The sequence below is a fragment of the Sphaerisporangium melleum genome (assembly GCF_014646695.1).
In the GTDB taxonomy this organism is placed as follows: domain Bacteria; phylum Actinomycetota; class Actinomycetes; order Streptosporangiales; family Streptosporangiaceae; genus Sphaerisporangium; species Sphaerisporangium melleum.
In genome coordinates this window covers 63,072-82,119 of sequence record NZ_BMNT01000014.1, presented here as the reverse complement: position 1 = coordinate 82,119, position 19,048 = coordinate 63,072, and the positions used below count along the sequence as shown (strand labels likewise).

At 74.0% G+C, this 19,048-nt stretch carries 15 protein-coding genes and 1 pseudogene; 4 read left to right on the top strand and 12 right to left on the bottom strand.

Annotated elements, in window-relative coordinates:
• The 7 genes and pseudogenes from IEY93_RS38120 to IEY93_RS14140 all read right to left on the bottom strand — a co-directional run.
• Positions 1 to 205, bottom strand: a pseudogene (locus IEY93_RS38120) (hypothetical protein); the annotation flags it as partial.
• A gap of 527 nt (positions 206 to 732) precedes the next feature.
• Positions 733 to 2,088: an aldehyde dehydrogenase family protein gene (locus IEY93_RS14170; RefSeq protein ID WP_189163508.1), complete on the bottom strand. Its 1,356-nt coding sequence runs from the start codon at positions 2,086 to 2,088 to the stop codon at positions 733 to 735.
• A gap of 148 nt (positions 2,089 to 2,236) precedes the next feature.
• On the bottom strand, positions 2,237 to 3,238 hold the full coding sequence (locus IEY93_RS14165) for a proline racemase family protein (protein WP_189163605.1): 1,002 nt from the start codon (positions 3,236 to 3,238) through the stop codon (positions 2,237 to 2,239).
• A gap of 7 nt (positions 3,239 to 3,245) precedes the next feature.
• Positions 3,246 to 4,142 (bottom strand): dihydrodipicolinate synthase family protein, encoded by an 897-nt coding sequence (locus IEY93_RS14160; protein ID WP_189163507.1) that lies wholly within the window; start codon positions 4,140 to 4,142, stop codon positions 3,246 to 3,248.
• The gene (locus IEY93_RS38115) at positions 4,126 to 5,925 is read right to left on the bottom strand and encodes an FAD-dependent oxidoreductase (protein ID WP_203968371.1); all 1,800 of its coding nucleotides are present in this window, start codon (positions 5,923 to 5,925) and stop codon (positions 4,126 to 4,128) included. Before IEY93_RS38115 ends, IEY93_RS14160 begins: the two co-directional genes overlap by 17 nt.
• Positions 5,922 to 6,242: a (2Fe-2S)-binding protein gene (locus IEY93_RS14145; RefSeq protein ID WP_189163506.1), complete on the bottom strand. Its 321-nt coding sequence runs from the start codon at positions 6,240 to 6,242 to the stop codon at positions 5,922 to 5,924. The genes IEY93_RS38115 and IEY93_RS14145 overlap by 4 nt, the downstream gene beginning before the upstream one ends.
• The gene (locus tag IEY93_RS14140) at positions 6,239 to 7,375 is read right to left on the bottom strand and encodes an NAD(P)/FAD-dependent oxidoreductase (RefSeq protein ID WP_189163505.1); all 1,137 of its coding nucleotides are present in this window, start codon (positions 7,373 to 7,375) and stop codon (positions 6,239 to 6,241) included. The genes IEY93_RS14145 and IEY93_RS14140 overlap by 4 nt, the downstream gene beginning before the upstream one ends.
• A 194-nt stretch (positions 7,376 to 7,569) precedes the next feature.
• Between IEY93_RS14140 and IEY93_RS14135 the strand changes: the two genes are divergently transcribed.
• Together IEY93_RS14135 and IEY93_RS14130 are read left to right on the top strand one after the other, a co-directional pair.
• Positions 7,570 to 8,604: a COX15/CtaA family protein gene (locus IEY93_RS14135; protein ID WP_229691120.1), complete on the top strand. Its 1,035-nt coding sequence runs from the start codon at positions 7,570 to 7,572 to the stop codon at positions 8,602 to 8,604.
• 25 nt (positions 8,605 to 8,629) lie between these two features.
• Complete coding sequence (locus tag IEY93_RS14130) at positions 8,630 to 9,328, top strand: SanA/YdcF family protein (protein ID WP_229691119.1); 699 nt, start codon at positions 8,630 to 8,632, stop codon at positions 9,326 to 9,328.
• Positions 9,329 to 9,742: 414 nt separating this feature from the next.
• On the opposite strand, the gene IEY93_RS14125 is transcribed toward IEY93_RS14130, so the two are convergent.
• From IEY93_RS14125 to IEY93_RS14115, 3 genes are all read right to left on the bottom strand, one after another.
• Entirely contained in the window at positions 9,743 to 10,243 is a 501-nt protein-coding gene (locus tag IEY93_RS14125; protein WP_189163502.1) for a cellulose binding domain-containing protein, read from the bottom strand.
• A 245-nt stretch (positions 10,244 to 10,488) separates the two neighbouring features.
• Positions 10,489 to 11,790 carry a PrsW family intramembrane metalloprotease gene (locus IEY93_RS14120; protein ID WP_189163501.1) on the bottom strand — a complete coding sequence of 434 codons (1,302 nt, stop codon included), beginning with the start codon at positions 11,788 to 11,790 and terminating at the stop codon, positions 10,489 to 10,491.
• Between the two features lie 328 nt (positions 11,791 to 12,118).
• Positions 12,119 to 13,066: an SDR family NAD(P)-dependent oxidoreductase gene (locus tag IEY93_RS14115; RefSeq protein ID WP_189163500.1), complete on the bottom strand. Its 948-nt coding sequence runs from the start codon at positions 13,064 to 13,066 to the stop codon at positions 12,119 to 12,121.
• A 326-nt stretch (positions 13,067 to 13,392) separates the two neighbouring features.
• Here IEY93_RS14115 and IEY93_RS14110 point away from each other — a divergent pair, with 326 nt between their 5' ends.
• Entirely contained in the window at positions 13,393 to 14,832 is a 1,440-nt protein-coding gene (locus IEY93_RS14110; RefSeq protein ID WP_189163499.1) for an NAD(P)/FAD-dependent oxidoreductase, read from the top strand.
• Between the two features lie 132 nt (positions 14,833 to 14,964).
• Here IEY93_RS14110 and IEY93_RS14105 read toward each other — a convergent pair whose 3' ends face one another.
• Both IEY93_RS14105 and IEY93_RS14100 read right to left on the bottom strand, forming a co-directional pair.
• The gene (locus tag IEY93_RS14105; RefSeq protein WP_189163498.1) at positions 14,965 to 15,444 is read right to left on the bottom strand and encodes a hypothetical protein; all 480 of its coding nucleotides are present in this window, start codon (positions 15,442 to 15,444) and stop codon (positions 14,965 to 14,967) included.
• Positions 15,445 to 15,559: 115 nt separating this feature from the next.
• Complete coding sequence (locus IEY93_RS14100; protein ID WP_189163497.1) at positions 15,560 to 16,495, bottom strand: heme o synthase; 936 nt, start codon at positions 16,493 to 16,495, stop codon at positions 15,560 to 15,562.
• A 450-nt stretch (positions 16,496 to 16,945) separates the two neighbouring features.
• Between IEY93_RS14100 and tkt the strand changes: the two genes are divergently transcribed.
• Positions 16,946 to 19,042 (top strand): transketolase, encoded by a 2,097-nt coding sequence (gene tkt / locus IEY93_RS14095; protein WP_268241553.1) that lies wholly within the window; start codon positions 16,946 to 16,948, stop codon positions 19,040 to 19,042.
• The last annotated feature ends 6 nt before the right edge of the window (positions 19,043 to 19,048 follow it).

Genomic DNA, 19,048 nt, shown 5'->3' with positions numbered 1-19,048 from the left:
TGCCGACGAAGTCGATGTTCGTGAAGCCCGTACGTTGCAGACGGTCCCAGAGCAGAGCCCGCCAGCAGCCGGGCCCGCCGGTGATGGAGTCGCCGAGTGGCATGATCCGCACGGGGGCCGCCGCGGAGAGCGCGGGTGTGCTCACCACGAGCCCGGCCAGCAGGGTGAGCGCCGCGAGGAGTGCGCGGAGAAGCGGCCGTCGCATGGTGACTCCCTGGGAGAGGGGATGGGCATCACCCGGTCGCCCGGCCGTATCGGCCGTACCGGTGCGCGGACGGTAAACGCACGCGTCGCCGCGTGTCGAGACCGTGACCGGGCGAAGCCGCGAAGTGCCAGGTCGCCCCTGCAAGTTTCACCCGGACCCGCGCCATGCGGCCCCGGGCCCGCCCCCGCCGCCGTACCGGGTCCGCCCGCCGAGCGCCGCCCGCAAAGCGTCACGCCGGCTGAGCGAGGCTCCTGACGGGGAAGGAGCGCTCGGCGAGGACGGCGCTCGCGGCGATGGCCGGACGCGCGGCGCGGCCGGGCGGTCGGCCACAAGCGGCCGAGAGGGGCCCGGAGCGGCCGACCCGCCAGGATCGGGCCAGGTCCACCGGCCGCCCGCGGCCGGCGCTCCGCGACGCCGCCGGGGCCGCGGCCGGCCTGGACCCGGCGGCCGGGCCGCGCGTACGCCGCGTCCCGCGGCGGCCCGGCCCCGCCGGCCCGGGACCAGCGCCCCGCCACGGCGGCGAAGGGTCAGTTTCCGGCGGGGGCGATGGCGATGGTGTGGGTGGTCGTGTAGAACTCCTGGGCGGCCTTGCCCTGCTCGCGCGGGCCGTAGCTGGAGTCCTTCTCCCCGCCGAACGGCAGGTAGAAGTCCACCCCGGTGGTCGGGGTGTTCACCTTGACCAGCCCGCTCTCCAGACGCGAGGACACCTCCAGCGCACGGTCCAGATCGCGGGTGTACACGGCCGAGGCCAGGCCATAGGGCACGCCGTTGGCCAGGGCCACCGCCTCCTCCACCGACCCGGCGTCCTGCACCAGGCAGATCGGCCCGAAGACCTCCTCACGCGCCAGCACATGGCCGGGCTCGGCCCCGTCGACCAGCGTGGGAGCGGCGAACCAGCCGTCCCGGTCGAGCGCCTGCCCCCCGGCGAGCACCCGGCCGCCGGCGGTGGCGGCGAGCACCCGGTCGCGGGCCTCCCGCTCGATGACCGGGCCGACGGCGGTGCCGGGGTCGGCGGGGTCGCCGACGCCGAGCTTGGCGATGGCGGCGACCAGCGCCTCGCGCACCTCCGCGCCGTTGCCGACGGTGATCACGCGCTTGGTGGCGGTGCACTTCTGCCCGGCGTAGCCGAAGGCGGCCGCGGCGATCTGCCCGGCGGCGGCCTCCAGGTTGGCGTCGTCCAGGACGACGCTGGGGTTCTGCCCGCCCATCTCGGCCTGCACCGGGACGCCGCGGCCCACCGCGGCCACGGCCACCTTGCGGCCCACGGCCGCCGAGCCGGTGAAGGAGATCACGTCGGCGGCCTCGATCAGCGCAACGCCCTCCTCGGCGTCGCCCGGCACCACCTGGAACACGTCCTCGGGCAGGCCGAGCAGCTCGGCCAGGCGCAGCGCGCAGCCGAGCGCCTGCGGGGCGGGTTTGAGCACGACGGCGTTGCCGAAGGCGAGGGCGGGCGCGGCCTTCCACAGGGGGATGGCCAGCGGGAAGTTCCACGGCGTGATGAGACCGGCCACGCCGTGCGGGCGCCTGCGGGTGTAGGAGAGCCCGGAGCCGGAGGGCTCGTGGACCGCGCCCACCGGGTCGAAGACCTGCTGGGAGTAGTAGCGCAGGATGGCCGCGGCGCGGGCCACCTCTCCCTTGGCCTCGGTGATCGGCTTGCCGACCTCGCGGACGGCGAGCGCGGCCAGTTCCCCGGCGGCTCCCGCGACGGCCGCGGCGGCGGACGACAGGGCGGACGCGCGCTCGGCGGCGTTCGCCCCGGCCCAGCCGCGCTGCGCCTCGCGTGCCCGGCGCACGGCCTCGGCGACGCCCGCGCCCCCGGCGGCCGGGGCGCTCGCGACCACGTCGGCCGGGTTCTGGGGGGACCGGCTCTCGACAACACCCATCGTGAATCCCTCTCCAAGCATCAGGGTTCTATCCCACTATATGAAACATTAGTTCACTAGATGGACCACGCAGGGCCCGGCGGGGGCGCTCGGCCCGCCGGGGCGCGGACCGGGCGGCGGCCCTTCCGGAGGCGGCGCCACGCGCGAGTCAGAGCAGGAAGCCCTCCGGGAAGGGATCGCGCGGGTCCAGGAAGTGCTGGGCCGTACCGGTCAGCCACGCCCGCCCGGTGATCGCGGGCAGGACGGCGGGCCGCCCGGCCACCTCGGTCTCCCCGGTCAGCCGCCCGGTGAACCTCGTACCGATGAACGACTCGTTGACGAAGTCCTCCCCGAGCCGCAGCTCGCCGCGCGCGTGCAACTGCGCCATGCGCGCGCTGGTGCCCGTGCCGCACGGCGAGCGGTCGAACCAGCCCGGGTAGATGGCCATCGCGTGCCGTGACAGCCGGGCGTCGGAGCCGGGGGCGACGAACTGCACGTGATGACAGCCCCGGATGCCCGGGTCCTCGGGGTGGACGGGCTCACCGGCCTCGTTGATCGCCGCGGCGATCGCCAGCCCGGCGTCCAGGATGCGCTGCCCGTACGCCCGGTCGAACGGCAGCCCCACCGACGCGATGGGCAGGATCGCGTAGAAGTTGCCGCCGTAGGCCAGGTCGTAGGTCACCTCGCCGATGCCGGGCACCTTGACCGTCGCGTCCAGCGCGACGCTGAACGACGGCACGTTCTGGATGGTCACCGCCGCGGCGGCGCCGTCCTCGACCAGCACCGTCGCGACGACCAGCCCGGCCGGGGTGTCCAGCCGGACGGTGGTGACCGGCTCGGTCACCTCCACCATGCCGGTCTCCACCAGCACCGTCGCGACGCCGATGGTGCCGTGCCCGCACATGGGCAGGCAGCCGGACACCTCGATGTACAGCACGCCGTAGTCGGCGTCCGACCGGGTGGGCGGCTGCAGGATCGCGCCGCTCATCGCCGAGTGCCCGTGCGGCTCGAACATCAGCAGCTTGCGGACGTGGTCCAGGTTCGCCATGAAGTACTCGCGGCGCTCGGCCATGCTCGCGCCGGGGATGACGCCCACTCCCCCGGTGACCACGCGGGTCGGCATGCCCTCGGTGTGCGAGTCGACCACGTGGAAGATCTTCCTGCTGCGCACCACGGCGTCACCGCAGCCCTTCGGCGAGCGCCTTCTCGGTGGCCGCGCGCACGACGGCCTCCTGCTCGGCGGTCAACGGCGCGCGCGGCTTCCGGCACGGGCCGCCGTACCGGCCGGCCAGGTCCATCGACAGCTTGATGGCCTGGACGAACTCCGTCCTGGCGTCCCAGCGCAGCAACGGGTGCAGCGTGCGGTAGAGCGGCAGGGCGGTGGCCAGGTCGCCCGCCACGGCGGCCCGGTACAGCCTCACGCACGCGCCGGGCAGCGCGTTGGGGTACCCGGCCACCCAGCCCACCGCTCCGGCCAGGGCCAGCTCCAGCAGCACGTCGTCCGAGCCGACCAGCAGGTCGAGGCCGGGGGCCAGCTCGGCGATCTCGTAGGCGCGGCGCACGTCGCCGGTGAACTCCTTCACGCCGGCGATGAGCCCTTCGGCGTGCAGCTCGGCCAGCAGCGCGGGGACCAGGTCCACCTTGGTGTCGTAGGGGTTGTTGTAGGCGACGATCGGCAGGCCGGCCGCGGCGACCTCGCGGTAGTGCGCGAGGACGGCACGTTCGTCGGCGCGGTAGGCGTTGGGCGGCAGCAGCATCACCGCCCGGCAGCCGGCCTCGGCGGCCTGCTCCGCCCAGCGGCGTGCCTCGTCCGCACCGTACGCCGCGACGCCGGGCATCACCCGGTCGCCGCCCACGGCCGCGACCGCGGTGTCGACCACGCGGCCGCGCTCCTCGGGGGTCAGGGTCTGGTACTCCCCGAGCGAGCCGTTGGGCACCACGCCGTCGCAGCCCTGGGCGATCAGATCGCGGCAGTGCTCGGCGTAGCGGTCGAAGTCGACGCTCAGGTCGTCGCGGAGCGGCAGCGCGGTCGCCACCATCACGCCGTGCCAGGGCCGCTCACGGGTCGTCGTCATCTGGAGTCCTCTCCTGCTGGGTACGCCGTCGTCGGGGTCGCCGCCGGTCGGCCGTGAGACCGTCTCGCGGGGCCGCGGCGAAGTCGGTCGTGGACTCCGCCGCCGGGTCCGCCGTGCGGTCCTCTGTGCGGTCGGCCGCCGGGTCCGCCGTGGCATCGGCACCACCGCCCGCCGCGGGGGCCGGCGCCGGGTCCGACGGCCGGTCGTCCCCCAGGGGATGGCCGAGTGCTCCGGCGCCCGCCGCGAGGTCGCCGAGCCGGATGGGCTGGGCGATCGGACGCCGCGGCGGCTCGGCCTCGGCGCCGGCGAGGCGGGCGACGGCGTATCCGCAGACCCTGCCCTGGCACCAGCCCATGCCGGGGCGGGCCAGCAGCTTCAGCGCGCGGGCGTCGGTGGCGCCCAGGGCCGCCGCCTCGGTGAGCCGCGCGTAGGGGACCTCCTCGCAGCGGCAGATCAGCGTGTCGCCGGTCAGCCAGCTCCGCCAGCCGTCCCGTACCGGATAGGCCCGGCTGAGCGCCGCGGCGAAGGCGGCGAGCCGATCTCTGCGGGCGGCGAGCGCGGGCGCGGGCCGCACCCGGCGGCCGAGGTCGGCGGCGACGGCGCGGCCGGCGATCCAGCCCTCGGCCTCGGCAAGCTCCGCGCCGCCGACTCCGGTGGGCTCGCCCGCCGCGTAGACGCCCGGCACGCTGGTGCGCATCCCGGCGTCCACCACGACGACCGGGCCGCCGTCGCCGTCGCCGCGGGTGGCGCAGCCGAGCTGGGTGGCCAGCTCGATCTGCGGGACGAAGCCGTAGCCGACGGCGAGCGCGTCGCAGGCGATGGTACGGCGGCGGCGCGGCGTCCAGTCGCGGTCGAGGTCGGCCACGGTCACGTGGGTCAGGCCGTCGCGCCCGTGGGCGGCGATCACCGTGTGCCGTCCGAGGTAGGGGATGCGGTGCCAGGCCAGGCGGCGGGCGTACCCTGCGGCCTCGGCGAGCCTGGCCGGGTGGGCGGCCAGCGCGGGGACGGCGGCCAGCCGGCGGCCGGCCTCCAGCACCGCGGCCACCCGGGCGCCGGCCGCGGCCAGGCCGGTGGCGACGGGCAGCAGGAAGGGGCCGGAGCCGGCCACGACGACCGTGCGCCCGGCGACCACCAGGTCGCCCTTGAGCAGAGCCTGGGCGCCGCCCGCCGTGAACACTCCGGGCAGGTCCCAGCCGGGGAACGGCAGCACCCGGTCATGCGCCCCCGTGGCGATCACCAGGCTGCGGGCGGCGACCTGCTCGCGCCGCTCCTCCCGATCACCCGCCAGGCAGTGCACCAGCACGCAGCCGTCCAGTGCCGGCTCCGCCGGGCCCGTGCCCGGCATGTCCCGCGGGCCGGTCTCCCCGCCGGCCGTCCTCAGCGGGCCTTCAGGGCCGGTGAGGGCTCCACCCGCGCTCGTGCCCGGCCGGGTCCGAGGAGCGGCGGACGGGACGTCCGTGCCGGTCCGGTCCGGAGAATGCGCGGCGGGGACGCCCCGTTCGACGGCCCAGACGCGGTGACGCAGCCGGATCTCGGCGCCGTGCCGGTCGAGCTCGGCGGCCAGGTGGGTGAACCGCGCGAACCCGTGGTGCAGCGCGCCGGGCCGCCGGGCGTGGAAGCCGGGCGGCGGGTGCCGGAAGTACTGCCCGCCCAGCCGCGGCCCCGCGTCGATCAGCACCACGCGCAGTCCCGCCCCGGCGGCGGCGACGGCCGCGGCCATCCCCGCGGGCCCCGCGCCGATCACCGCCAGGTCCGCGACCGGGCCGGCCGCCGCGTCGCTCATCCGGTGCTCACCTCGTCCCCCGGGCGGGCCTCGGTCTGGCAGGCCCGCAGCGCCTGCTCGCCGTTGACCGTCACCAGGCAGTCGAAGCACACCCCGATGCCGCAGAACAGTCCCCGGGGCCGCCCGTCGAAGCGGGTGGTCCGCCACGCGCGCACCCCGCCGGCGTACAGGGCGGCGCCGATCGTCTGCCCGGGCACGACCGCGAGCGGGCGTCCGTCCACGGTGATCTCGAAACCGGGCTCCGGCCGCGCGCCCACCAGGCGCCCCGCGTGCCGGGGCTCGCCGGCGGAGCCGCCGGGACGGGGGGTGGGGGTCATGCGGCGAACCTCTCCGGGCGGAACGGTGCCGGGTCCACCTCGGGGGCGGCGCCGGTGAGGAACCCCGCGAGAAGGTGTCCGGTGGCGGGGGCCAGGCCGATCCCCGCGCCCTCGTGCCCGCACGCGTGGTACAGCCCGGGGGCGCGCGGGTCCGGGCCGATCACGGGCAGGTGGTCCGGACAGTACGGCCGGAAGCCGCAGTAGGCCCTGATCACGCGGCGCGCGGCGAGGAAGGGGAACAGCGCGACGGCCTGGCGGGCCAGGATCTCCAGCACCGGGATGGAGAGGGTGCGGTCGAACCCCACCCGCTCGCGGCTCGCGCCGATGAGCACCGTGCCGGCCTGGGTGCCCTCGATGACGGCGCTGGTGGACAGATCGGCCGAGTCGCTCGCCACGCCCGCGACGTAGGCGGCGGTGTAGACCTTGTGCCTGATCGGCGGCTCGCCGCCCGCGCCGGTGAGCGGCTCGGTGACCAGGATGAACCCGCGGCGGGGCAGCACGGGCAGGTCGAGGCCGGCCAGCGCTGCCACCTGGCCGCTCCAGGTGCCCGCGGCGTTGACGACCGCGCCGGCCGGGATGTCGCCCTTGTCGGTGCGGACTCCGGTGACCCGGTCGCCGTGGCGCAGGAACCCGGTGACGGTGACCCCCGTACGCAGGCGCGCGCCGGGGGCGTGCCGCAGCAGCACGGCGGCGGCGAGCATGGGCTGCACCTGGGCGTCCTGCGGGTAGAGGACGCCGCCCGCGAGGCCGGCGGCCAGGTTGGGCTCGCGGGCGGGCAGTTCGCCGGGCGGCACGGCCACCGATGCGACGCCTCTGGCGGCCTGGGCGGCGGCCAGCCGGGTGAGCTCGCCGAGCACCTCGCCGGTCTCGGCGACCACCAGGCCGCCCTTGGCCTCGTACTCGAACCCGCCGAGCTCCGCCAGCTCGCGCCACAGCCGTCCGGACAGCAGGGCCAGCTCCAGCTCGGGGCCGGGCTCCTTGTCGGAGACCAGGATGTTGCCCTCGCCCGCGCCGGTGGTGCCGGCCGCGACCGGGCCGCGGTCGACGACGGTGACGTCCAGGCCGGCCCGCGCGGCGAAGTACGCGCACGCCGCCCCGACCATCCCGGCGCCGATCACCACGACGTCGGCCATTGTCGCCCTCCGCCCCTCTCCCGGCGAGTCAGTAATATGTCACATATCCGATAAGTGAATCAACGTCGCCTTATCCCCATATCTTTCCCCACCGGTCGGCCGGGGCCTGGCAGGGGAGCGCGGGGCGGGAGCCACGGCGGCGGGCGGGAGGGTTCGGGGCGGGACCGGCCGGGGGGCCGCCTACGATGTGTGCCGTGACCGTAGCAGACCAGCCCAGAGCCGACGCGGAGGTCCGCAAGCCGAGCGCCCTGCGCGACCATGTGGGGGGCCGCGCCCTCGACCTGTTCCACTCCGCCTGGTCGCCCACTCCCGCGAGCGTGCGCGGGTGGGCCGTGGCCGCCGTGATCGTCAACGTCGGCATCACGGTGACGGGCGCGGCGGTCCGGCTCACCGGTTCCGGCCTCGGCTGCCCCACCTGGCCCCGCTGCACGCCCGGCAGCTTCGTCCCCGCCGCGCACGACGCGCACTCTCCGATGAACATGGCCATCGAGTTCGGCAACCGGTTGCTGACCTTCCTGGTTTTGGCCGTGGCGATCGCCTGCGTGGTCGCGGTGACCCGGGTCTCCCCGCGCCGCTCCTCGCTGGTGCGGCTGGCCTGGATCCAGCCGGCGGGCGTCGCGGGGCAGGCGCTGTGGGGCGGCGTGGTCGTGCACAGCGTGCTCAACCCGGTCACGGTGAGCGTGCATTTCTTGCTGTCCATCGGCATGACGGCCGCCGCGTTCGCGCTGTACGCCCGCTCCGGCGAGGGGGACGCCCCGCCGCGGCGGCTCGTGCACCGCGACATCCGCACGCTGGGGTTCGTCCTGATCGCCGCGGTCGCGGTGCTGCTCGTCGCCGGGGTCGTGGTCACCGGCACCGGCCCGCACTCGGGTGACGACGCCGCCTCGCGGTTCGCCTTCGACATCGAGTCGGTGGCCCGGCTGCACGCCGACGTCGTGTGGGTCGTGCTCGGCCTGACCTTCGCCCTGCTGTTCGCCCTGCACGTGACCGACTCCCCCGGCCGCGCCAGGCGGGCCGCGCTGGTCCTGCTCGGCGTCGAGCTGGCCCAGGGCGTGATCGGCTACGTGCAGTACTTCCTCGCCGTGCCCGCCCTGCTGGTGGCCCTGCACGTGCTCGGGGCCGCGCTGGTGTGGATCGCCACCCTGCGCGTGGTGTACCTCATGCGCTCGCGCGGCCCGGCCGGCGCCACCGTGGCCGAGGAGGACCATCTGGACGCCGCGGGCGTCTGATTCGATGCTCAGCCGCCTGCGTTCAGTGCGGGCGTTCGCGCGTTCGCGGGCCGTCCAGCGCCGCGCGTTCCACGCGGCGGTCGTGCTCAGCCTGCTCGGGCTCGCGCCGATGACGTGGGCGTGGCTGTCCACGACCGGCCACCGCATGACGGCCGGCACCGCGCCGGGTTGGGCGCGCGCGGTTCCGGCGTTCCCGGTCGGCCTGGTGCTCGGAGCGGGCCTGTACCACGACTCCTCTCCCACGGCGATGCTGGCCGCCCGCCTGGACATCGCCGCCGAACTGTACCGGGCGGGCAAGGTGCGGGCCCTGCTGCTGTCGGGCGACAACAGCCGGGTGGGATACGACGAGCCGTCGGCCATGCGCGACTACCTGGTCGCGCACGGGGTGCCGGCCGGTGTGCTGGTGCTGGACTACGCGGGCTTCGACACCTGGGACTCCTGTGTCCGGGCGCGCCAGGTGTTCGGGGCGCGCCGGCTCATCGTCGTCACCCAGGACTTCCACCTGCCGCGCGCCGTCGCCCTGTGCCGGGCCGCGGGGCTCTCGGTGTTCGGGGTGGGCGACGACTCCTCCAGCGCGTTCCCGCTGCCGACCTACGTCTACGCCGTCCGGGAGTTCGGCGCGACCGCCAAGGGATTCCTGGACGCGGTCGTGCTGAGGTCGGCGCCGGTCTTCCCCGGCCCGCGCGAGACCTCCTTGGACCGTCTCGTCGGCCCGGCCTCCTGATCTCGCCGTCCGGGCGTCGAGGACGAGGACGGGCGCGGGGCCGGCGTATTTCGGCGGACCTTGCGAAAGTTTCACAGGGCGGGGCCGGTGGTGCCATCCGGACCTGCGGCTTCTCCGCCGGCGGCACAGTGCGACCAGATCAGGCTTCGGATCCGCCGATCTGCACGGTAAGGTCCGATCGCGCGCATGGGAGCGCTCCCATACATCTTCAGGTCCGGTCGTCGACGGCAGGAGGTGACGCCTCTCGTCAGGTGCCACGACAACCGCGTATCCCGTCCGCATTCGGACGCTGCCACCGTGAGGCGGAAGTGCCTCTCCGCCTCACGGTCCGGCGCCGGGGTTCACGTGTGCCCGGCCCCTGAGCGCCCCGTCTCCCCCGCCCGCCCCGCTTCACCCTGAGCCGCCGGACCAGGATCAGCCGCAGGTCACGTTGGTGAACGCCGGTGGCGTCGAGCCGGTCATCGTGGCCACGAACCCCGCGGTCGCCGACTTTCCCGGGGTGAGTCTCGGGATCTCCTGCGGCGCGTGGATCATGCCGACCGGGCCGCTCTGCATGCGCGTCCCGCCCCACGCCTGGGTCATGGTGATCCCCATCGGCATCATCCACTGGACGTACCACTGGTTCAGCGGGTTGGCCCCGGTGTTCTCGATGGTCACCTTCGCCTGGAAGCCGCCCTGCCAGCTCTTGGCGAGCGTCACGGCCGCCGAGCACGAGGTCGGCCCCGGCGGGGAGGACGGCGCGGACGCCGGCGACGAGGCCGGGGCCGGGGTGGGGGTCACCGGCGGTGCGGAACTCGACGGCGGCACCGGGCCGCCCGCGGAGACTCCGTCCGAGCGCTGCAGGCCCAGCGCGGTCACTCCTCCGGCCACGACCGCCACGGCGACCAGCGTGGCCGCCTTCGCGTAGGTCTTCACGTGTTTCCTCTTCGCGTTCGCGGATGCCGCCGCCGAGCCGGCGGTTGGCGGGCGCGCGCACGGCGCGCCGTACAAGTGGGTCATCTCGCGGCACCCGTCCAGTGCCGCCCGGCCATCCGGTGAGGGTTTCGGACATGGCCATCGACATCCGCGCAACAAGATTCAAACACGGGCCTCCACGCGCGGCAAGGCCGTGCGTCACATCGCCGCCGGACCCGCCCGGCCCTTCGCTCCGCGACGTGTGCTCACCGGGCGCCCGGTGATCCGGGCGGCCCCTGCCGGCGTTCGGGGCCGCCGGGGTCGACAGGGAAGGGATCGCGCGGGAACCCGTCGCGCGGCGGGTAGGGCGAGGCCGAGTGCCAGGTGTCGTGGCCGGGGGCGTAGCCGGGCGGCGCGGCGCCCCCGGCGATGGCCGCCTGGTGCCGCTCGGGAGCCGGGAAGGCCGCCTTGGCCGCGCTCATGCACGCGAGCAGGGCCTCCCGATGACTCTCGAAGGTCTCCCGGTCGATCACGCCCCGCGCCACGCGCTCGTGCAGCAGGCCGAGCTCGGTCGCCGCCACCTGGTAGTCGCGCATGGCGTACAGGCCGGCCTGGCCGCCGTAGGCCTTGGCCCACTGACGTGCCTGCCGCCTGCCCTTCAGGGAGGTCAGCATGAAGACGTCGACATTGGTGACCAGCCCGAGCCCGCCGTAGGCCGGCAGATAGAACTGGATGAGGCCGACGATGCGCTTGCGGTCGCGGACGATCACGCTCAGCTCGACGAAGAACAGGATCATGAGCAGCAGGTAGGCCAGGGCCAGCCCCAGCAGCCCGGCGTAGGAGGTGAACCCGTTCCAGATGCCGTGCAGCAGCACGGCGCCCGCCCAGCCGAGCAGCACCACTCCCCCGCGCACCGGGCCGCGGCGCTGCGCGGTGTAGGCCACCGCGATGCCGATCATCGAGGTGAACAGCGGATGGGCGAACGGCGACAGGATGCCCCGCAGCACGACGGTGACCGCGAGGCCCTGGAAGCCGTGCTGGTCCTGGGCCATGATGTAGTAGCTGACGTTCTCGCTCATCGCGAAGCCGAGGCCCACCATGCCGGCGTAGATGATGCCGTCGGTGGGCCCGTCGAGTTCCTGACGGCGCCAGCGCAGCAGGCCGAGCAGCACCAGGCCCTTCATCGTCTCCTCGACCACCGGCGCGCCGAAGGTCGCCACCAGGTTGCGCGCCTGGGCGGCGTCGTGGAGGGCGGTGCTGACGTACCTGAGGTTGAGGCTGTTGAGCAGCCCGGCCACCAGCACGGCGACGCCGGCGCCCCACATGAACGCGAACGCCAGGTCCTTGCGCGGCTCGGGCTCCATGCGGTCGAGCCCGAGGAGCCCGGCCAGCAGCACCGGCACCGGGGCCAGCGCGAGGGCGAGCGCGATGAAGAACTGCACCGGCTCGCCGTTGAAGACGTCGAACGACAACGACACCAGCGCGCAGAGGCCGGCCACGACCAGGCCGATGATCAGTCCGACGGAGGGGCGTTCCCCCAGCACCCAGCGGGGATCACGGTTCGGCATGAGCGCGAGCGTAATCGACCGGGCACGACCTGTCCGCTCCGCGCCCGCGGCGCGTACGCCGCCCGCGGTCCTCGCATCGGCGACCGCCGCGCCGCCCGCGCCGGTCATGGCGGCATGACCCGGCGTGACCGGGCCCCTGCGCCTCGTGCCTGTCGATCACCGAACCACCCCGCAGCAGCCCTCGAATCCGAGCCTTCCGGTTCTCCCCGGCTACAACACTCCCACACCTGTGCAACCCGTGCACTTCCCGGCGATGACCGAAGGACGCGTCAAGCCCGATCGGCGCGGCGCCGGCCGCCTCCCTCGCCCGGGGGCGGTCCGAGCGGGCTCAGGGCCGGGCGGCCGGGAGGGGGAACTCCACGCCGGTCAGCTTCTGGGAGAGGTCCCACAGCCGGGTGCCGAGCTCGGGGTCGCGGTCGATCTCGGCGACCTGATGCTCCCGGGGGACGCGTGCCGCGCCGGGGAACAGGTCGCGCGCGGGACCGTAGAACGCGCCGCCGGGCGCATCGGGGTCGGCCGCCGCGCGGACCGCGGGCCAGGCGCCGCGGTCCTTGCCATGCGCCATCGGCGCCAGCAGGTGGGCCGACAGGCGGGCTAGCGCGGCCGGCTCGTTGATCCCCTCGCGACGTGGAGCCGAGCTGTCGACGGCGAAGCCCGGGTGCGCGATGACGGCCCGCATGCCGGTGCCCGCGGCCCGCAGGCGGCGGTCCAGCTCGATCCCGAAGATCTGCACGGCGTGCTTGGACTGGGCGTACGCGTGGTACTGACCATAGGAGCGCTCGCTCTGCAGGTCGCCGAGGTCGAACCGGATCATCTTGGTGATCATGCTGCCCATCGGCACGACCCTGCTGCCCGGCGTGGCGCTCAGGACGGGCATGGCCAGCGCGGTGAGCGCGAAGTGCCCGAGATGGTTGGTCCCCACGGCCAGCTCGAACCCCTGCCGGGTGGTCCGCCGCTTCCGCCCCGGCTGGGTGACGCCGGCGTTCTCGATCAGCGCGTCCAGGCGGTCCAGCCGGTTGAGCTCGGCGGCGGCGAGGGCCACCGATTCGAGGTCGGCGAGATCCAGGGCAACGGTCGTCAGGAGCGCCTCGGGGACCCGGTCGCGGACGGCCCGCACGGCCAGGTCCAGGCGGCCGGGGTCCCGGCCGAGGATCACCACCCGGGCGCCGGCGGCGGCGAGCTGCTCGGTGATGAAGTAGCCGACACCGGCGTTCCCTCCGGTGACCGCGAACGTGCGGCCGGTGAGGTCGGGCAGGGCTTGCGGGTCCCAGGACACGGTGCTCCCATGAATCGGACGCGGAACGTTCGCCCGGACTATACATGTGCCGTCGCGAGTGGCTTGTGACCGCTTCGTAACCGGTTTGGCAGTTGAGCGACGTGAAGGACCTCTGTACAGTCCATTTGTCCGGTTACCGAACGGTACGCTCATCGATCCTCGGCCACACGACGCCGGCCGCGTGCACGAGGGAGCCCGCCCGCACCGGGCGCAGCGCGCCGCCCGCCCGCCCTCCCGACCGGCCTTCGCCCGGCACCGGGGCCTCGCCGGACGCGGCCCTCGCACCGCACGACACCCGGCCGCGCCGCCGGCATGAGGAGACCCACATGAGCGCCCTGAGCGGCATCCCCGTGACCGACGACTTCGCCAACGGCGGTGTCTCGTACTGGTACCGGCAGATCGGCCTGCCCAGCCGCCGCGCCCCGCTGCCGGGCGCGCGCGAGTACGACGTGGCCATCGTGGGCGGCGGGTACACCGGCCTGTGGACGGCCTACTACCTGAAGCAGGCGCAGCCGGACCTGCGCGTGGCGGTCCTGGAGAAGGAGTTCGCCGGGTTCGGCGCCTCCGGGCGCAACGGCGGGTGGCTGTCGGCCGAGTTCGCCGGGTCGCGCGAGCGGCACGCCGCCGCCCGCGGGCACCAGGCGATGATCGACCTGCAGCGGGCGATGTTCGCCGCGGTCGACGAGGTCATCGAGGTCACCCGCGCCGAGGGCATCGACGCCGACGTGCACAAGGGCGGCGTGCTGAACGTGGCCACCAACCCCGCGCAGGAGCGCCGGCTGCGCGCCGAGGTCGACGACCTGCGCAGGTGGGGCTATGCCGAGGAGGACATGCGGCTGTTGTCCGCCGATGAGCGCGAGAGCCGCCTGCACGTGGAGGGCGCGCTGTCGGCGGCCTACAGCCCGCACTGCGCGCGCGTCCAGCCCGCCAAGCTCGCGGTGGGCCTGGCCGGGGCGGTGGCCGGCCTCGGCGTGGACATCTTCGAGGACACCCCTGTCACCGAGATCCGGCCGCGCGCCGGGCACGCCGGCAAGGCGGGCGCCGCGGCCGCGGTGACCACCCGCGGCACGGTCACCGCCGAGTACGTGATCCGCGCCACGGAGGGGTTCACCGCGAGCATCCGGGGGCAGCGCCGCCAGTGGCTGCCGATGAACAGCTCGATGATCGTCACCGAGCCGCTCGGCGATCGGGTGTGGGAGCGCATCGGATGGCAGGGCGGGGAGCTCTTCGGCGATCAGGCCCACGCCTACTGCTACGCCCAGCGCACCGCCGACGGCCGCATCGCGATCGGCGGGCGGGGTGTGCCGTACCGGTTCGGCTCGCGCACCGACGTGCGCGGCGCCACCCAGGCCAAGACGGTCGCCGCGCTGCATGGCATTCTCACCGCGCTGTTCCCCGCGGCCGCGGGCGCGCGCGTGCAGCACTCCTGGTGCGGCGTGCTGGGGGTGCCCCGTGACTGGTGCTCGACCGTCCACCTGGACCACGCCACCGGGCTCGGCTGGGCCGGAGGGTACGTCGGCAGCGGGGTCACCACCACCAACCTGGCGGGACGGACGCTGCGCGACCTGGTGCTTCGGCGGGAGACCGAGCTGACCCGCCTGCCGTGGGTGGGGCGGCAGGTGCGCCAATGGGAGCCGGAGCCGCTGCGCTGGCTCGGCGTCCAGGCGATCTACGCGCTGTTCCGCACGGCCGACCGGCGGGAGAACGCCCAGATGACCCGAACGTCGGCCTACGCACGCCTGGCCGGCCTGGTCTCCGGCCGCTGAGGCGGAGGCGCTCCATTCGGCCGCCTGCTTGAGCGGCGGCCGGGCTCACCGGCCGCTGAGAGCGCGCCGGCCCGCTCCGAGCACGGGCGGGCGGGCGCCCGTGTCGTGGAGAGGCGGTCGCCTCGGCGGGGGTCAGCCGCAGTTGCCCCAGGAGTTGCGGCCGCCGGTGGCGATCGCCGCGTCGCGCCGGGTGTCCCAGATGGTGCCGGAGTACTTCACGCACACGCCCTTGCCGTACAGCTTCACCGGGCCCGCGTAGTACTTGTACTTGCGGCCGTCGGTCTTCTTGGCCACCTGCACCGGCTCGTCCTTGATGCGCCGGGTCTGGGTGATCAGGGTCGCGGAGGTGTAGGTCGCGGTGCCGACGTAGGACGTCTTGATGGTGGTGACGCAGTTGTAGCCGGTCTTGCGGTTGTAGAGCAGGTAGACGTACCCGAACAGGTCGCCGCCGCTGGTCTTCACCGCCCGCTTGCTGTCGGCGACCCGGTGGAAGCCCGAGCCGCACACCCCCTCGGGGGAGGAGGCCGACGCGACCGCGTGGGCGGGGTTCGCCATGACCCCGCCGACCGACAGCGCCGCGGCCAGGAGGATTTTCGTCGTGGTCCCGCGCATCCAGTGGTCCCTTCGCCCGGGCCGCCCGCCTGCCGGGCGGCACACGGACGATCATTCTGCCGGACGATCACCTAACGGATGGCACGAATGTGAGGATTCGGCGGTCCCGAACGCGCTACAGCAGGGAGTCGACGGCGACGGCGAGGAACAGCAGCGCCAGGTAGGCGTTGGACCAGTGGAAGAAGCGCATCGGGCGCAGCGCGACGCCGGTCTTGCCGGCGTTCAGCCGGCCCAGCAGGCGGTAGACCTCCCACAGGCACACCGCGCCGAGCGCCGCCGCCACGGCGGCGTAGAACGGTGTGGTGCCGGCGACCGGCCACAGCAGCAGCGAGCACAGCACGGTCGCCCAGGTGTAGGCCACGCTCTCGCGCACCACCCGGCGCTCGCCGGCGACGACCGGCAGCATGGGCACCTTGGCCGCCGCGTAGTCCTCGCGGTAGCGCATGGCCAGCGTCCAGGTGTGCGGAGGCGTCCAGAAGAACACCACGCCGAACAGCACCACCGGGGCCCAGTCGACCCGCCCGGTGATGCCGGCCCACCCGATGAGCACGGGCATGCAACCGGCGATGCCGCCCCACACGACGTTCTGCGAGGTGCGCCGCTTGAGCAGCATCGAGTAGACGAAGACGTAGAACAGGATCGCCGCGAGCGACAGCCCGGCCGCCACCCAGTTGACGCTCAGGCCGAGGCCCAGCGTCGACAGCACGCCGAGCACGACGCCGAAGACCAGCGCGTTGCGCGGCGCGACCTCGGCCATGGCCAGCGGGCGGCGGCGGGTGCGGCGCATGCGCGCGTCGATGTCCCGGTCGATGTAGCAGTTGAGCACGTTGGCGCTGCCGGCCGACAGGGTGCCGAACACCAGGACGGCCACGGCGGTCCACAGGGGCGGGAAGCCGTGGGCTGCGAGGAACATCACAGGGATCGTCGTGATCAGCAGCAGCTCGATGATCCGCGGCTTGGTCAGCGCCACGTAGGCCCGTACGGTGGCGGGCATCGAGCGGCGCGCGGCCGAGACCGAGGCCGTCGATGGCTTGGTGGTCAGCACCGTCATGGCGCTTCCAGCGAATGCGGGGTCAACGCGTAACCTCTGATTAGAGCGGATCCGTGTGAATGCGGGCATGAGCCAGCGCTGTGAGAATTCACTGTAGTGCGAGGGGGCGCCGGTCCCGGCATCGGGGGCGAATGCCCCTGGCGGCGGCCCTGCCACCGGGGGGCGGCGGGCCATGTCTCCCGCGCCTGGCACGCGATCCGGGCACCGGCCGGAGGGCGGCCGGTCGACGCCGCGCCCGGCGTGTTCCAGACCGCTCTCGCCGGGCAAGGTTGTAGGGATGCGCGCGCTGCTGTTCCCCGGCCGCAGCTCACCGGAACCTGGCAACTACGGTGGGGGAATCGACCCGTTAAGGTCCGGTGTTGGGAGCGAAGCCTGAGACCGGACGGGCGCGCGAGCCGAACCGGGGCCAGTTGACCTAATTAGGAGATCGAGCAGTTGAGCAGCGAACTCGTGCCAAACCTTGAGTGGAGCGACCTGGATCGGCGCGCCGTCGACGTAGTCCGCACCCTCGCCATGGACGCGGTGGAGAAGGCGGGCTCGGGCCACCCCGGCACCGCCATGAGCCTGGCGCCCGCCGCCTACCTTCTCTTCCAGAAGGTCCTGCGTCACGATCCGACCGATGCGGCGTGGACCGGACGCGACCGTTTCGTCTTGTCGGCCGGCCACTCCAGCCTGACCCTCTACATCCAGCTCTACCTCTCGGGGTACGGCCTGACGCTCGACGACCTGAAGTCGCTGCGCCAGTGGAACAGCCTCACCCCGGGGCACCCTGAGCACGGTCACACGCTCGGCGTCGAGACCACGACCGGCCCGCTCGGCCAGGGCCTCGGCAACGCGGTGGGCATGGCGATGGCCGCCCGCCGCGAGCGGGGCCTGTTCGACCCCGACGCCGAGCAGGGCGCGAGCCCCTTCGACCACCGCATCTGGGCCATCGCCTCCGACGGCGACATCGAGGAGGGCATCAGCCACGAGGTGAGCGCCATCGCGGGCCACCAGAAGCTGGGCAACCTCAACGTCATCTACGACGACAACCACATCTCCATCGAGGACGACACCTCCATCGCCCTGTCCGAGGACGTCGCCAAGCGCTACGAGGCCTACGGCTGGCACGTCGTCACCGTCGACTGGACCGCCTCCGGCGAGTACTCCGAGAACGTCGAGGAGCTGTACGCGGCCTACCGCGCGGCGATCGAGGAGACGGGCCGCCCGACGCTGATCCGGCTGCGCACCATCATCGGCTGGCCCGCGCCGCACAAGCAGAACACCGGCAAGATCCACGGCTCGGCGCTGGGCGCGGACGAGGTGGCGGCCACCAAGGAGGTCCTCGGCCTCGACCCGGCCAAGAGCTTCGACGTGCCCGAGGAGGTGCTCGCGCACGCCCGCAAGGTGACCGAGCGCGGCCGCGCCCTGCACGCCGAGTGGGAGAAGGGCTACGAGAGCTGGCGGGACGCCGACCCCGAGCGCGCCGCGCTGTTCGACCGCATCAGCGCCCGCAAGCTGCCCGCCGGCTGGGAGGAGGCCCTGCCGTCCTACGAGGCCGGCAAGTCCGTGGCGACCCGCAAGGCGTCCGGCCAGGTGCTCACCGCGCTGGCCCCGGTGCTGCCCGAGCTGTGGGGCGGCTCGGCCGACCTGGCCGAGTCCAACAACACCACGATGGAGGGCGAGCCGTCGTTCATCCCCGAGGAGCACCAGACCAAGGCGTTCCCCGGCAGCCGCTACGGCCGCACCCTGCACTTCGGCATCCGTGAGCACGGCATGGGCTCGATCCTCAACGGCATCGCCCTGCACAACGGCACCCGCCCGTACGGCGGCACCTTCCTGGTGTTCAGCGACTACATGCGCCCCTCGGTGCGGCTGGCCGCGCTGATGAAGCTGCCGGTCACCTACGTCTGGACGCACGACTCCATCGGCCTCGGCGAGGACGGCCCGACCCACCAGCCGGTCGAGCACCTGTGGGCGCTGCGGGCCATCCCCGGCCTGGACGTGGTGCGCCCTGCCGACGCCAACGAGACCGCGGCGGCGTGGAAGGCCATCCTGGAGCACACCGACCGCCCGGCGGGGCTGGCGCTGACCCGGCAGAACCTCCCGGTCTACGAGGGCACCGCCGACCCCGACAAGATCGCCAAGGGTGGCTACGTCCTTCAGGAGGCCTCCACCGGGCAGCCCGCGGTGGTCATCATCGGCACCGGCAGCGAGGTCGAGCTGGCCGTCGGCGCCCGCGAGCTGCTGGAGGAGCAGGGCATCCCCACCCGGGTGGTCTCCATGCCGTGCGTCGAGTGGTTCCAGGAGCAGGACGACGCCTACAAGCAGTCGGTGCTGCCTCCCTCGGTGCGCGCCCGCGTGGCCGTCGAGGCGGGAATCGCCCTGGGCTGGCGGCAGTTCGTAGGGGAGGAAGGCGAGATCGTAAGTCTTGAGCACTTCGGCGCCTCCGCCCCGTATAAGACGTTGTACGAGCAGTTCGGCCTCACCGCCGAGCGCGTGGCGGCCGCGGCCAAGGCCAGCCTCGCGAAGACCGGCGCCGACAAGGGCCAGACGACCGGAAACTGAGGGACG

What these genes read in the sequence shown, in the direction of transcription:
- IEY93_RS14170 (WP_189163508.1), bottom strand. Translation starts at nt 2,088, where the DNA reads ATGGGTGTTGTCGAGAGCCGGTCCCCCCAGAACCCGGCCGACGTGGTC.
- IEY93_RS14160 (WP_189163507.1), bottom strand. Translation starts at nt 4,142, where the DNA reads ATGACGACGACCCGTGAGCGGCCCTGGCACGGCGTGATGGTGGCGACC.
- IEY93_RS38115 (WP_203968371.1), bottom strand. Translation starts at nt 5,925, where the DNA reads ATGAGCGACGCGGCGGCCGGCCCGGTCGCGGACCTGGCGGTGATCGGC.
- IEY93_RS14145 (WP_189163506.1), bottom strand. Translation starts at nt 6,242, where the DNA reads ATGACCCCCACCCCCCGTCCCGGCGGCTCCGCCGGCGAGCCCCGGCAC.
- IEY93_RS14140 (WP_189163505.1), bottom strand. Translation starts at nt 7,375, where the DNA reads ATGGCCGACGTCGTGGTGATCGGCGCCGGGATGGTCGGGGCGGCGTGC.
- IEY93_RS14120 (WP_189163501.1), bottom strand. Translation starts at nt 11,790, where the DNA reads ATGCCGAACCGTGATCCCCGCTGGGTGCTGGGGGAACGCCCCTCCGTC.
- IEY93_RS14110 (WP_189163499.1), top strand. Translation starts at nt 13,393, where the DNA reads ATGAGCGCCCTGAGCGGCATCCCCGTGACCGACGACTTCGCCAACGGC.
- IEY93_RS14105 (WP_189163498.1), bottom strand. Translation starts at nt 15,444, where the DNA reads ATGCGCGGGACCACGACGAAAATCCTCCTGGCCGCGGCGCTGTCGGTC.
- IEY93_RS14100 (WP_189163497.1), bottom strand. Translation starts at nt 16,495, where the DNA reads ATGACGGTGCTGACCACCAAGCCATCGACGGCCTCGGTCTCGGCCGCG.